The 13,548-nt window shown below is 48.1% G+C and carries 19 protein-coding genes and 1 tRNA gene; all 20 read left to right on the top strand.

Features of this window, described 5'->3' with window-relative positions; all coding sequences use genetic code 11:
* Positions 1–126: 126 nt before the first annotated feature.
* The 20 genes from DW826_RS05820 to DW826_RS05720 all read left to right on the top strand — a co-directional run bounded on the left by DW826_RS05820 (position 127) and on the right by DW826_RS05720 (position 13,408).
* Positions 127–1,992, top strand: a complete 1,866-nt coding sequence (locus tag DW826_RS05820; RefSeq protein WP_117552293.1) for a TIGR03960 family B12-binding radical SAM protein — start codon at positions 127–129, stop codon at positions 1,990–1,992.
* Positions 1,976–2,704 carry a TIGR03936 family radical SAM-associated protein gene (locus DW826_RS05815; protein ID WP_117552292.1) on the top strand — a complete coding sequence of 243 codons (729 nt, stop codon included), beginning with the start codon at positions 1,976–1,978 and terminating at the stop codon, positions 2,702–2,704. The genes DW826_RS05820 and DW826_RS05815 overlap by 17 nt, the downstream gene beginning before the upstream one ends.
* Positions 2,685–3,986 carry a ribonuclease E/G gene (locus DW826_RS05810; RefSeq protein WP_117552291.1) on the top strand — a complete coding sequence of 434 codons (1,302 nt, stop codon included), beginning with the start codon at positions 2,685–2,687 and terminating at the stop codon, positions 3,984–3,986. The genes DW826_RS05815 and DW826_RS05810 overlap by 20 nt, the downstream gene beginning before the upstream one ends.
* 428 nt (positions 3,987–4,414) lie before the next feature.
* Positions 4,415–4,609: a helix-turn-helix domain-containing protein gene (locus DW826_RS05805; RefSeq protein WP_002591239.1), complete on the top strand. Its 195-nt coding sequence runs from the start codon at positions 4,415–4,417 to the stop codon at positions 4,607–4,609.
* Between the two features lie 29 nt (positions 4,610–4,638).
* Positions 4,639–5,028, top strand: coding sequence for a hypothetical protein (locus DW826_RS05800; protein WP_117469144.1), 390 nt, complete (start codon positions 4,639–4,641; stop codon positions 5,026–5,028).
* Positions 5,029–5,047: 19 nt separating this feature from the next.
* A tRNA-Ile gene (locus DW826_RS05795) sits at positions 5,048–5,121 on the top strand.
* A 235-nt stretch (positions 5,122–5,356) separates the two neighbouring features.
* On the top strand, positions 5,357–5,707 hold the full coding sequence (locus tag DW826_RS05790) for a hypothetical protein (RefSeq protein WP_242994050.1): 351 nt from the start codon (positions 5,357–5,359) through the stop codon (positions 5,705–5,707).
* Complete coding sequence (locus DW826_RS05785; protein ID WP_117552290.1) at positions 5,670–6,656, top strand: DNA cytosine methyltransferase; 987 nt, start codon at positions 5,670–5,672, stop codon at positions 6,654–6,656. The genes DW826_RS05790 and DW826_RS05785 overlap by 38 nt, the downstream gene beginning before the upstream one ends.
* Entirely contained in the window at positions 6,653–6,895 is a 243-nt protein-coding gene (locus tag DW826_RS05780; protein ID WP_117552289.1) for a hypothetical protein, read from the top strand. Before DW826_RS05785 ends, DW826_RS05780 begins: the two co-directional genes overlap by 4 nt.
* A 5-nt stretch (positions 6,896–6,900) precedes the next feature.
* Entirely contained in the window at positions 6,901–7,242 is a 342-nt protein-coding gene (locus DW826_RS05775; protein WP_002591245.1) for a hypothetical protein, read from the top strand.
* 12 nt (positions 7,243–7,254) lie between these two features.
* The gene (locus DW826_RS05770; protein WP_117552288.1) at positions 7,255–7,554 is read left to right on the top strand and encodes a hypothetical protein; all 300 of its coding nucleotides are present in this window, start codon (positions 7,255–7,257) and stop codon (positions 7,552–7,554) included.
* Positions 7,555–7,574: 20 nt separating this feature from the next.
* The gene (locus DW826_RS05765; protein ID WP_117552287.1) at positions 7,575–8,303 is read left to right on the top strand and encodes a single-stranded DNA-binding protein; all 729 of its coding nucleotides are present in this window, start codon (positions 7,575–7,577) and stop codon (positions 8,301–8,303) included.
* Positions 8,293–8,547 (top strand): toxin PIN, encoded by a 255-nt coding sequence (locus DW826_RS05760; RefSeq protein ID WP_117552286.1) that lies wholly within the window; start codon positions 8,293–8,295, stop codon positions 8,545–8,547. Before DW826_RS05765 ends, DW826_RS05760 begins: the two co-directional genes overlap by 11 nt.
* A complete protein-coding gene (locus DW826_RS05755) occupies positions 8,537–8,857 on the top strand; it encodes a hypothetical protein (RefSeq protein ID WP_002591249.1) in 321 nt (106 codons plus the stop codon). The genes DW826_RS05760 and DW826_RS05755 overlap by 11 nt, the downstream gene beginning before the upstream one ends.
* Positions 8,854–9,360 (top strand): hypothetical protein, encoded by a 507-nt coding sequence (locus DW826_RS05750; protein WP_117552285.1) that lies wholly within the window; start codon positions 8,854–8,856, stop codon positions 9,358–9,360. The genes DW826_RS05755 and DW826_RS05750 overlap by 4 nt, the downstream gene beginning before the upstream one ends.
* 171 nt (positions 9,361–9,531) lie before the next feature.
* Positions 9,532–10,299: a hypothetical protein gene (locus DW826_RS05745; RefSeq protein ID WP_022279754.1), complete on the top strand. Its 768-nt coding sequence runs from the start codon at positions 9,532–9,534 to the stop codon at positions 10,297–10,299.
* 1 nt (position 10,300) lies between these two features.
* Entirely contained in the window at positions 10,301–10,474 is a 174-nt protein-coding gene (locus DW826_RS05740) for an N-acetylmuramoyl-L-alanine amidase (RefSeq protein ID WP_117552284.1), read from the top strand.
* A gap of 215 nt (positions 10,475–10,689) precedes the next feature.
* On the top strand, positions 10,690–11,100 hold the full coding sequence (locus tag DW826_RS05730; protein ID WP_003023388.1) for a VRR-NUC domain-containing protein: 411 nt from the start codon (positions 10,690–10,692) through the stop codon (positions 11,098–11,100).
* Positions 11,101–11,127: 27 nt separating this feature from the next.
* Entirely contained in the window at positions 11,128–11,931 is an 804-nt protein-coding gene (locus DW826_RS05725; RefSeq protein ID WP_117552283.1) for a ParA family protein, read from the top strand.
* A 208-nt stretch (positions 11,932–12,139) separates the two neighbouring features.
* On the top strand, positions 12,140–13,408 hold the full coding sequence (locus tag DW826_RS05720) for a DUF3850 domain-containing protein (protein WP_117552282.1): 1,269 nt from the start codon (positions 12,140–12,142) through the stop codon (positions 13,406–13,408).
* Positions 13,409–13,548 lie beyond the last annotated feature (140 nt).

Below are 13,548 nucleotides of genomic sequence, written 5' to 3'. Positions count from 1 at the left end.
AAACACTTGACAAGAATTTGTGTTTTTTCGCTTACGGAGAAAATCAGAAAAAAGAACTAAAAGGAACCAAAAACAGCGATGAATACATCGCAAAAAACATGAGAAATGTAGGTAAAATAAGGTTTTATGAGAAAATTAGCATTGCCAGAAGAGATACTCTTGAGTATCCAGCAGCCCGCCCGCTACATCGGCGGTGAGGTGAACATGGTGAAGAAAGATCCGTCCACTGTGGACATCCGGTTTGCCATGTGTTTCCCGGACGTGTATGACATCGGTATGTCCCATCTGGGAATCCAGATCCTTTATGACATGTTTAACAAGTACGAGGACGTATACTGTGAGCGTGTGTACTCCCCGTGGTCGGATCTCGACAAGGTCATGAGAGAGAAACACATTCCGTTATTTGCCCTTGAGTCCCAGGACCCGGTGAAGGAGTTTGATTTCCTCGGAATCACGCTTCAGTACGAGATGTGCTATACAAATATTTTACAGGTGCTGGAGCTTTCCGGCATTCCGCTTCACGCGGAGGATCGTACCTGGGATGATCCGGTCGTCATCGGTGGCGGTCCGTGTTCCTACAACCCGGAGCCGATCGCGGTGTTCTTTGATATGTTTTATATCGGAGAGGGAGAAGTCTCCTACCGGAAGCTTCTTGATGTATACAAGGAGTCCAGAAAGAACGGGGATTCCAGACAGGAGTTCTTAAGAAAGGCAGCGGGAATTCCGGGAATCTATGTTCCGTCCTTATACGAAGTGACATATGAGGAAGACGGCACGATCAGGAGCTTTCTGCCGACAGCGCCGGGGGTGCCGGAGAAGGTGGAAAAGCAGCTTGTTATGGAAATGACAGAGTCCGTCTACCCGGAGAAACCGTTGGTTCCGTTTATCAAGGCGACCCAGGACCGCGTGGTTCTCGAGATCATGCGCGGCTGCATCCGCGGCTGCCGTTTCTGTCAGGCGGGAATGATCTACCGTCCGGTCCGCGAGAAGAACGTAGAACGCTTAAAAGAGCTGGCTTATAAGATGTTAAAGAGCACGGGACATGAGGAGATTTCCTTAAGCTCCTTAAGTTCCAGTGACTACAGAAGTCTGGAAGAACTTGTAACATTCCTGATCGATACCTTCCACGGCAAAGGCGTGAACGTGTCCCTGCCGTCCCTGCGTATCGACGCCTTCTCCCTTGACGTTATGAGCAAGGTTCAGGATGTCAAGAAGAGCAGCCTGACCTTCGCGCCGGAGGCGGGTTCCCAGAGACTGAGAAATGTTATTAATAAGGGACTGACAGAGGAAGATATCTTAAACGGCTCCGCATTGGCATTTCAGGGCGGATGGAACCGTGTAAAGCTGTATTTCATGCTGGGACTTCCGACAGAGACCGTGGAAGATATGGAAGGAATTGCCCTGCTTTCCGAGAAGATCGCGGAGAAGTACTACGAGATTCCGAAGGACAAGCGAAATGGAAAGGTACAGGTCGTTGCGAGTACGTCATTCTTCGTTCCGAAGCCATTTACCCCGTTCCAGTGGGCGCAGATGAGTACAAAAGAGGAGTTTCTCGGAAAAGCCCGTATTGTAAACCACAAGATGCACGAGATGCTGAACCACAAGAGCTTAAAATACAACTGGCATGAGGCGGACGTGACGGTCCTCGAGGGCGTTCTTGCCCGTGGAGACCGGAAGGTCGCTGCTGTCATTGAGGAGGCCTACAGACAGGGCGCGCTCTATGACGCATGGTCTGAGAGCTTTAACAATGAGATCTGGATGAATGCCTTTGAGACATGCGGCGTGGACATCGATTTCTATACGACGAGAGCACGCTCCCTCGATGAGATATTCCCGTGGGATTTCATCGACACAGGTGTGACGAAGGAATTCTTAAAGAGAGAGTGGATCAACGCGACAAAAGAGACTGTCACCCCGAACTGCAGAATGCGCTGTTCCGGCTGTGGTGTGAGAAGATTTGGAGGAGGTGTCTGTTATGAAGATCAGAATTAAGTTTTCCAAGCAGGGAGCCATGAAGTTCATCGGACATCTCGACACGATGCGCTATTTCCAGAAGGCCATGCGCCGCGCGGATGTGGATATCCGCTATTCTGAAGGTTTCTCCCCACACCAGATCATGTCCTTTGCGGCACCGCTCGGTGTGGGACTTACCGGATGCGGCGAGTATCTGGATATCGAGGTGTTATCCACGGACTCTTCCGCGGAGATGGTGAAGCGGCTGAACGACACGATGGTGGAAGGCGTTGAGGTATTGAGCTACCGGAAACTGCCGGATGACGCGGAAAACGCCATGTCCATCGTTGCGGCATGTGATTATACCATCGTCCTGAGAGACGATTACGAGAACGGACTTTCCATGACACCGGAAGAATTCTACAACGGAATTCTTGATTTCATCGAAAACGGAAACCTGAATATCGTGAAAAAGACGAAAAAGGGCGAGAAGGAGATGGATTTAAAGCCTCTGATCTACGAGGCACACCGCGGGGCGGACGGAAACGGACTCTTCCTGCAGCTTTCTTCCGGAAGTGCTGCGAACGTAAAGCCGGAGCTGGTCCTCGAGGCATACTGTAAGTCTCTGGGAAAAGAATATCCGCAGTTCGCGTTCCGCATCAATCGTGAGGAAGTTTACGCGGACGCGGGAGAACATGACTTTGTGACTCTGGAATCCTTCGGAGAAGAAATTGGAGAACACGTTGGATAAACTGATCATTACGGCACTGCGCGGGAAGACCGCCGCAGTGCTTTTTAAAGATGGACATGCTGCCCAGATCGACTTTGAGCCGGAGGCGGCGGAGGAAGAGACCGGCGTGATCTTTGTCGGAAAAGTGAAGAATATTTCAAAGAACATCAATGCGGCTTTTGTGGAGTACCGGCCGGGTGTCAACGGGTTTTACAGCCTGAAGGAAAATGCGCGTCCGATCTACGCGGACGGGAAGACGGAACATGGACCTTTAAAAGCAGGGGATGAGATCCTGGTGCAGGTGGAACGGTCCGCGGTGAAGACGAAGGACGCGGTGCTGACCTCAAATCTTACGCTGACAGGGCAGACGGCGGTTCTGAGTGCCGGGAAAAGTTCTCTGGGAATTTCCGCGAAGATCCGGGATAAGGAATGGCGGGATGCAGTGAAACAGCGCTGGGAGGCGACAGAACACGGAGACAGCGGTCTTGTCGTCAGGACGAACGGAGAGGCGGCTGGGATCGATAAGGTGTTTGAGGAGTTTGCAGCGCTTTATGAACGGTATCTGGCAATCTGTAAGGCGGCGGCAAACCGGACCTGTTACAGTGTGCTGTATCGGCCGGAGAGTTTTGCGGTTCGTGCGGTCCGGGATCTGAAGATCTGTGATGGACTGGAAGTTGTCACGGATCTGCCGGAAGTTTATAAAGAACTGCAGGATGCGTTAGGGATTACAGACAGCAGGGCAGCGGAGAATTCCGGGACAGCAGCGGATTCTGAGGCAGCAGAAAGCTCCTCAGCAACAGCGGATTCCACAGCGGTTGATTCTGCAAAGATGGCATGTCCCATGGCAGCAGGAATGCCATCACTCAGACTTTATACCGATGATTTTCCACTCACAGCCCTCTATCATCTGGAGACGATCCTGTCCCAGGCGCTCTCAAAGACGGTCTGGTTAAAATCTGGCGGAAATCTTGTGATCGAGCCTACAGAGGCGCTCACGGTCATTGATGTAAATACGGCTAAGAGCGTTTCAAAGAAGACGTCCGAAGAGACATACCTGAAGACAAATCTGGAAGCGGCGGAGGAGATCGCTGTCCAGCTCCGTCTCAGGAATCTCTCCGGGATCATGATTGTGGACTTTATTGATATGAAGGAAGAGGAGAGCCGGAAGACACTTCTCGCAGCACTGCGGCGCGCTGTAACAGCAGACCCGGTGAAGACCGTACTTGTTGATATGACACCTCTTGGTCTCGTGGAACTTACGAGAAAGAAGATCCGCAGACCGCTGCATGAACAGGTACGGTGAGTCCGGGAAAAGGACTGCCGGGTACGGAAGAGCCGGATAAACAGGTCCGGAGAACGGATGCAGGAAACGTTATTGTTCGGCCATAATGAAAAATGTTACAGTTCAGCCATTACATCTTCTTGTTTTCATATTCATGAAAACAAGAAGCTTGGTGGTTCCACCATATGCTGATTTGGATGAAAAAGTGCTTATGCAAGCAAGCTTGCAACACACTTTCTCATTCAAACGAGCGCATGGCTGAACTGTAACCGAAAAATATCGAAATTGGATAAGTTTTAGAATGAAAATCGACAAGAGGTTATAAAGCCTCTGCCGATTTTCTTTTTTTATAGGAAACAGCAGAAAAGAAGAGCGTGCAGAGCGTAAAAACTCTGACACGCTTATTTTTTTACCATAAAAGCAAATGAGGACGGAAAGGAGCATAGAACATGGCGAAACGAAAGTACAAGCGTCTGCATTACGAGGACAGGCAGACCATAGAGGCTATGAGTAAGCAGGGCAGCAGTGTAAGTGATATTGCAGAGGCACTGGGAACGCATAGGGACACAATTTATAGGGAGTTCAAACGCTGCAACGCCACACTGAAAACCTACACGGCGGCAGCAGGGCAGCAGGCGTTATAAACAAGAATAACAAAAGAGAGGTAAGACACATGAAAAAAGTAGATTTTAATAAATTGCAGGCAGGCGACTTAGTAGAAGTGCCACGCACACAGTTTGCACCTATGCGTAGCGGCTGGAATGGCTGGTTATTCAGTGAGGCAGTAGTAATAAGAAAGGGCGTAGGAAGAAAAAGCAAAAAGAATGTAGTCGTAGTGGAAATGAGAACACCAGCAGGAAAGAACAGCTACGGGACTATAGAGGCTACATTTTACGCAGAGAATGTTTTTACTACGCCAGCAGTAAAGAACGCAAGAAACATTTTGAAGAAATACGGAATAGAGGACGCAGAGAGCTTTTACAAATTCATTGAGCGGGACGACGTAACGGGCTGCGACTGGATAAGGTTTTTAATAGAAAAAGGCTTTTTATTTAATGAGTAGGCGGCAGCAGCCGCCACGAGTGCCGTTAGTTCAGTTGGTTAGAGCAGCCGCCTCATAAGCGGCAAGTCGTGGGTTCAAGTCCCACACGGCACATTGTGTAGCAGGCATGGCGAGCCTGCGGCAGAGGGTAGCAGGCTAATAGCTGCAATCTGTATACCGTGGAAAAATAGCGGCGGTCATACCAGCCAGAAAGTATGTGGACAGTCAACAGGTTTTCAGTTGCTTTTTAATGCGAAAAGCAGCCCGCACGGTAAAACCAAACGCCAGAACAGGAGAGCGGCACACATGGAAAGACAGAGAGCGCCGCCGAAAGGAAGAGAGGCAGAGAATGGCAGCAGAGGCATTGATAGTAGAGGACGCATACCAGAAAGGCTACGCAGATGCAATGGCAGATATGCGTAAGAAAAAAGAGCAGAGGCGGCAACAGGAGCAGGCAAAGAAAGCCCGCCGTTGGTATTTCATTAAACAGAAAGCCTGTGGGCTTGCAATGCTTGCAATTACCGTGCTGGCAGTATGGGCGACAGAGGGCGACATAACGATAGCATTTATTACAGTACCGCTGGGGCTTACGTGCATTTTCAGTAAAGAAATGCTGATTATGAATGATTACTATTTTACTACGAAAGAAAGGAAAAAGAACCATGATACAGATTTTAGAATTGTTCGGCGGGATAGGTAGCCCACGTTGCGCACTGCGCAATATTGGCATACCAGTAAAAGCCATTGACTATGTAGAGATAGACGAAAAGGCAGTACGTTCCTATAACGCAATGTTTGCGGACGAGCTGCCATATAAGACGCAAAGCGTCGTAGGCTGGAATTTAAAACCAGACATTTTAATACATGGCAGCCCTTGCCAAGATTTTAGTATAGCAGGACACCAAGGAAAAGCGACAGCAGAGGCGGGACGGATAAATAGAGGTAAGGGAGCAGACAAAGGTAGCGGCACACGTTCAAGCCTTATGTGGGAAACAATTCATATTATCGAACAAATGGGAGAATGGAAACCAAAGTACGTAATATGGGAAAACGTCAAAAATGTGTTAAGCCGCTATATGCGGGTAAATTTCAACTTGTATTTATCAGAAATGGAACGGCTGGGATATAGTAGCAATTTTGAAATACTGGACGCAAGAGAGTTTGGTTTACCACAATCAAGAGAAAGAGTTTTCACAGTATCTGTATTGGGAAAAGAAAAATTTTCTTTTGATGATTTAATAAAAACGCCCATGAAAGATATTAACGACTTTTTACTACCAGATGCGCCGCCAGTGTATGACGTGACACAGCCGAGCGTTTTAGATGCAATCGGAAAGAAAGGAATACGACGGGCAACGGTAATAGAGGATTGCGCTTTTACAATTACCGCAAGGCAAGACAGAACACCAGCACAGGTAATAGATATGGGCGGCGGGCGCTACAGATACCTTACAGAACGGGAGTGCTGGCGCTTGCAAGGCTATACAGATGCAGACTACGAGGCGGCTGCTGCGGTACATAAAAAAGTAGGGCGTTACACAATGCCACTGTATAAGCAGGCGGGGAACAGCATACCAGTACCGATTTTTGAGAGTATGTTTAGAAAAATATTGCTGGGCGAAACAACGGAAAGCGGGGCGGGAGAATGAGCCACAGATATTACAGCCCTTTACGCCCGTTATCACGGGGAACATTTCCAAAGCCGCAGGGAAACGAGATTTTACATATAGAAAATTTTGAGGAACGGCAGAACGTACCAGAGATAGAACGGCAGGCGTGGGGATACATTGAGTACAAAGAGGCGCTTACAGAAATAGAGGCGGCAGCTTATGAGCTGATACCGTCAAACTGCATTTCTGAAATAGAAAACTTAGAGGCAAGGAGATAAAGGCAATGAGCGAGGTATATATACGCAGCCAGAATAAAGAAAAGCTGTATAGACTGGGCGGTAATTACGCCTGCGTAGAGTATGGAGAGTACGAGGACATAAAGAAAAAGAGAGGCGGCGCAGAGGCAGACAAAAAGCGCCACGTAATTTGCATAAGTGACGGGTGTTTAGAGGAAATCGGAGAGTATGCCACAAAAGAGCGCTGCTTAGAGGTTCTGGACGAGATACAGAAAGCGTGCGTAAGCTATCTGTTTACGGCTGGCGGTGCAGCCGTAATAAGGGGCGGCATGGACGTACAGCCGTTTGCAGCAGTAATACCAAGGCTGTACGAAATGCCAGAGAAGTAGGAGAGGCAGACTGTGACAGTAAAGGAATTTATAGGCACGCTGGAGAGTTCAGACCGCCTGCGCATTATCGAGGGCAAAGCAGAGGTTTACGTAGGGTATCTGGCAGCGTTCAAACCGTTTGCAGACCATGAGATAAGCGAGGAATACCGAAAATACAGCGGGCATGAGGTAAAGAAGTTTAGAGCAGTGCCGGAGATAACGCACAGACGCTGGGAAGAGCTGGGGCTTATGAAACCATTAGAGCCAGACCAGACAGCACAGTATAAGTTTAGTGATTTGCAGATGTCGCTTTACTACACCATTTACATATAAGAAAGGAAAGGGCAGGAAGTATGACAAAGAAAAAGCCAGATTTTTTACGAGATTTAGATACTGCAATCATGGACGAGCTTACAGGTGGCGGTATCAAGGGAAATGCAGCGGGACTGGTAGGAACGCTTACACAGATTAAGGAAATCAAGCAGCTATGCGGGCTGCCGTTTTGTGGTTATATGGCAAAGTTGGAAACGGTAAGACCAAGCGGCGTGCCGGACGAGGTAACGGTAGTATTTGCAGAGGACGTACCATACAGGGCTTGCAACGGCATAGAATTTGACGTTATGCAGGAATTTGTAGAGGGCAGCAGGCTTTTACTGACAGGTAAGGTGCAGACGCTTAAGGACTTCCAGAGCGGTAGACTGCTGGTATATATTCTGGCAGATTTTGTGGCGGTATCGGAAAAGGCAGTAGAGCAGGACGAGGCAGCAGTAAGAGGCGCTATAGCGAATAAGCCAACATACAGAGAAACACCGAGAGGCAAGCGCATTACTGATATTACGGTAAAGGTAAGAAATGAGCTTACAGGCGGCAGCTGCTTTTTACCGTGCATCTGCTGGCAGGAACAGGCAGACGAGGCGGCGCAGTGGCAGCAGGGCGACACTGTAGAGCTGCTGGGACGGTATCAGAGCCGCCAGTATGAAAAGGTGCTTGACGCAGCCACAGGAGAAAGAGAACAGCGCACAGCTTATGAGGTATCGGTACGGCTGATTAGAAGAAAGGAAGAGGCAGAAAATGAGCGTTGAACATATCGGCAAGGGTTATGTAAAAATCTGCGTGAGCGAGGAAGAGTTAGAGAACAGCATAGCTGGGCTTAGCCAGTTAAAACCTATTTTGCAAGCGCAAGTAATGAAAGGGAACGGAAGAAACATAAAGCAGGGGCTTATTGACGCAGCAGAGCTGGGGAAACATTTTGATACAGCGATAGATGCAATGACTATGCTTTTGGCTGTGTTTAAGGAAGAAAGCGAGGCACAGAATGAAGAGTAAAACAATTTTAGGAGCAGACGGCGCAACAAAAATGCGGCAGATTACAGTAGGGATACACGGAAAGGGCGGCGAGGCAGGCATAAAGGCAATACAGCAGCTTGCAGGCATGGTGGACAGCTTAAAGCAGTGCCAGACACCACAGGAAGTATACGACAGATATTTACAGATTACGGGGTACTGTAAATGCTGCGTTGATTGTAATTTTATAGACCAAAAGGGAGCAGACGAGCTGATGTGCTTAGCAGCATATCTGGCAGGAAATGAACAGGCACGGGCAGAGGCACAACAGAAAGCGGGTAAAAAGGCATGAGAAAAGTTTATATATGCAGCCCATACAGGGCGAAAGACGGCGCAGAGCTGGACAGAAACATAGATTATGCGCAGCAGCTGACACGGCAGGCGTTAGAGGCGGGCTTAGCACCCATTACGCCGCATTTATATATGACGCAGTGCATGGACGATAAAAAGCCGGAAGAGCGGGCAAGGGGCATGGCTGCGGGGCTTGCGCTGCTGAAAGGCTGCGATTTTGTTATTGCTGGTGTGAAATACGGCATAACAGAGGGAATGGACAGAGAAATACATACAGCAAATATGCTGGGAATTGCGGTTATAGATGCAAACCAGATTAAACGGCATCTGGAATATGAGGAAAAGCGACAGGAGAGGGCGGCGAGCGATTACGCAAAGCTGCATAGCTGCGAATTTTGCAAGGGCAGCAAATTATACAGCTGCACGGGCTACGATTGCAGAGAGCCATACAGACGGGCTTATGAGTATGCCTTAAGCCGCATAAGAGAGCGGCAGGAAACATGAAAAAATAAAAGCGCCTACGGTGGGGAAACACCATAGGCGCTAAGCTATACAGCTTTGAAATACTATAAAAATTATAAGCTATGTATGGCGCAAAGTCAAGAAATTTAACGGGCAGGCAGCCCGTTTTAACACTTGATAAAAGTATTAACGAACCGACAGAGAGGTAGATATATGCCATACGTAGAGAGGGTAACAAAAGCAGGAAATACGATAGAGATAGAGAGGTACTTTACCAGCAGATACAAAAAGAAAGGTATCAGCAGAGGGGATAAGGTAAAGCCAACAAAAGAAGAGCAGGAGAAAGTAAACACCAGACAGGCAGAGAGAAAGTTAAGGATACTCATAAATGCAAACTATGGCTATGGGGACTACCATTTAGTGCTTGACTATATCCGCAGGAAAGGAGAGCCGGACAGAACGCCGGAGCAGATGCGGCAGGACATAGACGTATTTTTGAGGGAGTGCAGAAAGGAGTACAGAAAAGCAGGGTTAGAGTTCAAATACATACACGTTATGGAGATAGGCAAGAAAGGTGCGAGGCATCACCACCTTGTAGTAAATAAAATTGATACAGAGATTTTACAACGCTGCTGGTATAAGGCATACGAGGGGCATAACAGGGTTAAGGTATTCCCACTGGACGATAGCGGCAACTATGCAGAGCTGGCAAGTTATTTAATCAAGTACACAGGAACGCACAAAAAGGGTACTGACGGAGCATTACAGGGCAAGCGCTGGAATTGCAGCAAGAATTTAGTAAGACCAGAACCAGAGTACCACATAATTTCAGACCGTGAGTATTTCAAGAAAGAGCCAAAGGCAATAAAGGGCTATTACGTGGATAAGAACAGCGTGAGCATGGGAGTACACAGCCCAGAGTATTACGGCTACGGGTATTTAAGATACACCTTAGTAAAAATAACAGATAGGGGGGGCTGAAATGCAGATAATCAAGGGCATTGCCATTGCAGCAGAGCTGATAATAGCCGGACTGCTGGTGTTGATTGTGGCGGCATATCTGGCGTTTAGAATTGCGGCGGCTATTTTTGAGCAACAGGAGAGCTGGAAAGACAGCGGCAGCAGAAAGGGCAGAAAACATGATAGAAAAAATTAAATACTGGTTATTCCAGAAAGGCAAGGACTGTAAGCGCTGCTGCCTGCGGTGCAGATACTACGATATATGCCGATGGGACGTACTGGGAAATGCAGGACTACAAAGCGAGGAAACAATAACGCTTTTGGCGATAGAGAACAGTAAGCCGCATAAGGACGGGCTACTTTTTAGAATTTGCCAGTATGTAGAATTTAAGCAGAAAGCGAGGCGAGAAAATGAGAAACTTTAGACTGGACGACGAAAGCGGGCATCAAGAGGCATTATTTAGCTGGGCTGCATACAGAACAGAGATTATGCCGGAACTGCAATATATGTATCATGTGCCAAACGGCGGCAAACGTGATAAAGCAACAGCAGCGGTGCTTAAGAGGCAGGGCGTAAAGGCTGGCGTGCCAGACATTATGCTACCAGCTGCAAGGGCTGGGTATCATGGGCTTTACATAGAGCTTAAGGCAGGCGAGAACACGACGACCAAGAAACAGAAAGAGTGGTTAGAGTATCTGCGGCAGCAGGGCTATTATACCGCCGTCTGCTACGGCTGGCAGCCAGCAGCGCAGCTGATAGAGCAGTATTTATTACATTCAGACGAGCTTACAAAAGAACAGGAAACAGTAACCATGCGTTAGGGGCGACGCAGGAAAGAGAGGCAAAGAATGAAAACAATAAGCATTTTGAACTTAAAGGGCGGCGTAGCCAAGACCTTTACAGCGGCAAACATGGCGTATGAGCTTTACAGGCGAGGTTATAAGGTGCTGCTGATTGACAACGATAAGCAGGGAAACTTAAGCAAGGCGTACAGCAGATATGATGCAGAGAACGTAGCACCAGCCACAAGGCTACTGGCTGGGAATTGGGAAAACGCAGACGAGCTGATACAGCATACAGAGTATGAGGGTATCGACATTGTAACGGCGAATATGTCACTATTTGGGGCTACATGGAATTTAACCAAAGAGGACAGCGAAAACCAGATAGAGAGATACAAAGCGCTGGTAACAGCGAAAGTGCTGGGGTTCGGGTATGCAAAATTTGACTACATAGAAACAGAGCGGGCGTATGATTACTGCATCATTGATAACCCGCCGGATATTGGGCTTAATGTTGTAAATGCGCTGGCAATCACGGACGAGGTAATAGTACCCGTAAAGGTGGACGAGGACGCTTTAGAGGGGCTGGACATTGTGACAGAACAGATAGAGGACGCAAAGGCATTTAACCCAGCATTAAAGCTGGCAGGCGTGCTGATTACGTCATACCAGAACACGGACGGCGAGGCAGCAGGCGTAGAGTGGCTGGAACAAAAGACAGATTTTAATATTCTGGGTATTATTCGGTATTCCAAGAAAGTAGCAGAAAATACTTTCATGCGTAAGCCGATTTATGAGTATAGCCCATGCTGCGGAGCGGCGCAGGGGTACAAGAAATTTGTAACAGCGTATACAGGGAAAGCGAGGTAGCAAGCGTGGCACATAAAGAGAGATTATGCGTTTACTGGTATTGCCGCAGGACTGGCGGTACGGAGTGCTGGAACTGGGGTAGCAAATTTGCAGGGAAGAAATGCCCGCAAAGCGACGCTTGTGAGCATTGGAGAACGTGCGAAATGTGCAACGGAGTAATGGGACAGTGTAAGAAAAAACAAAGGATCGAGAAAGCGAGGTAGAGAATATGGCAAAGTTTGGTATTAACGACATTCTGAACGCAAAGACGAAAGCAGCAGGGCAGCAGGCACAGACGGACGGATACAAAGAGATTTATTTAAGCCCTTATGAGGTAAAGGCAGCGCAGGAGAATACGCACCAGAAATTAGAGAACATAGAAGAGCTGGCAGACAGCTTTTTACACGTAGGACAGGAACAGCCTACAGTATTGGCGAGAGTAAACGGGGAATACCGTATAATCGACGGACACAGACGTAATGCGGCAAATATTTTGAACTTAGAGCGGGGGCATAAGGAGTATGAGAAAGTGCTTTACCGCTTTATGGATATGAGCGAGGCAATGTATGAGCTGCGCTTATTGGCTGGCAACGGATATACGCAGGAACTTACAGCCTATGAAAAAACCAGATTAGTAGAGCGCACCAAAGCTGCACTTATCAGAGCCAAGGAAGAGGACGGCTTAGAGATACAAGGCAAAATGCGTGATTTAGTGGCGGCTATGATAAACGAAAGCAGCACAAACGTAGCCAGAATGGACGCAATCAACAACAACGCAACGCCGGAGATTAAAGAGCAGCTGAAAGAGGGCAATTTAGGTATCACTGCTGCATACGAGGCAGCAAAGCTGGACGAGGACGAGCAGAAAGAAATAGCGGAAAAAGCAGCAGCGGGCGAAAATGTGAGGGCAAAGGAAATAGCGGAAAAGGTAGCAGAGAAAAAGGCAGGGGACGATTACGAAACACCGCACCCAGAAAGCATAACGTCTTTGTGCTATTCCTGCCAGAAATACAAGGGCTGCAACGTAAAAACGGGAACGTGCCAGAAATGCGACCAGTACATAAACAAGGCAGAGGCTGAAAAGACGGACGAACAGCGGTACAGCGAAGAGCAGGACGCTATAGACCGCCAGACAAAGAAGAAATTGCAGGAGCGGGCAGACGCAGAAAAAATGGAGCATCTGCCAAGCGAGGGAAACACAGAGCATAAGCAGCATGAGATAAAAATAGTGGCATCTGATTACGAGGACGTAGTAAGCGGGAAAAAAGGCTTTGAGCTGCGGAAGAATGACAGAGGCTATAAACAGGGCGACAGCCTTAAAATGCTGGAATTTAAGGACGGTAAGCATACAGGGCGCACGATTGATGCAGATATTATTTATATGCTGGAAGATTATACAGGGCTTACAGAGGGCTACTGTATTCTGGGTATCAGAGTAACAGACTATACGGGTAAGGTGTCCGAAACGGACACAGAAAGCGGGGTAGAGCATGAATAGACGGCAGCGGAAAAAGAAGAAAGCACAGGTATTTACAATTATTCTGGGTTGTACGGCATTTTGCAAGGCAGAGCAATACGAGAAGATGCGGAAAAGCGTAGAATATCAGTTACGAACAGGCAGCGTGGTTATGCTGCCTG

The sequence above is a fragment of the Clostridium sp. AM34-11AC genome, assembly GCF_003435375.1.
Lineage (GTDB): Bacteria > Bacillota > Clostridia > Lachnospirales > Lachnospiraceae > Pilosibacter > Pilosibacter fragilis.
This window is presented reverse-complemented; position numbering and strand designations above follow the sequence as displayed.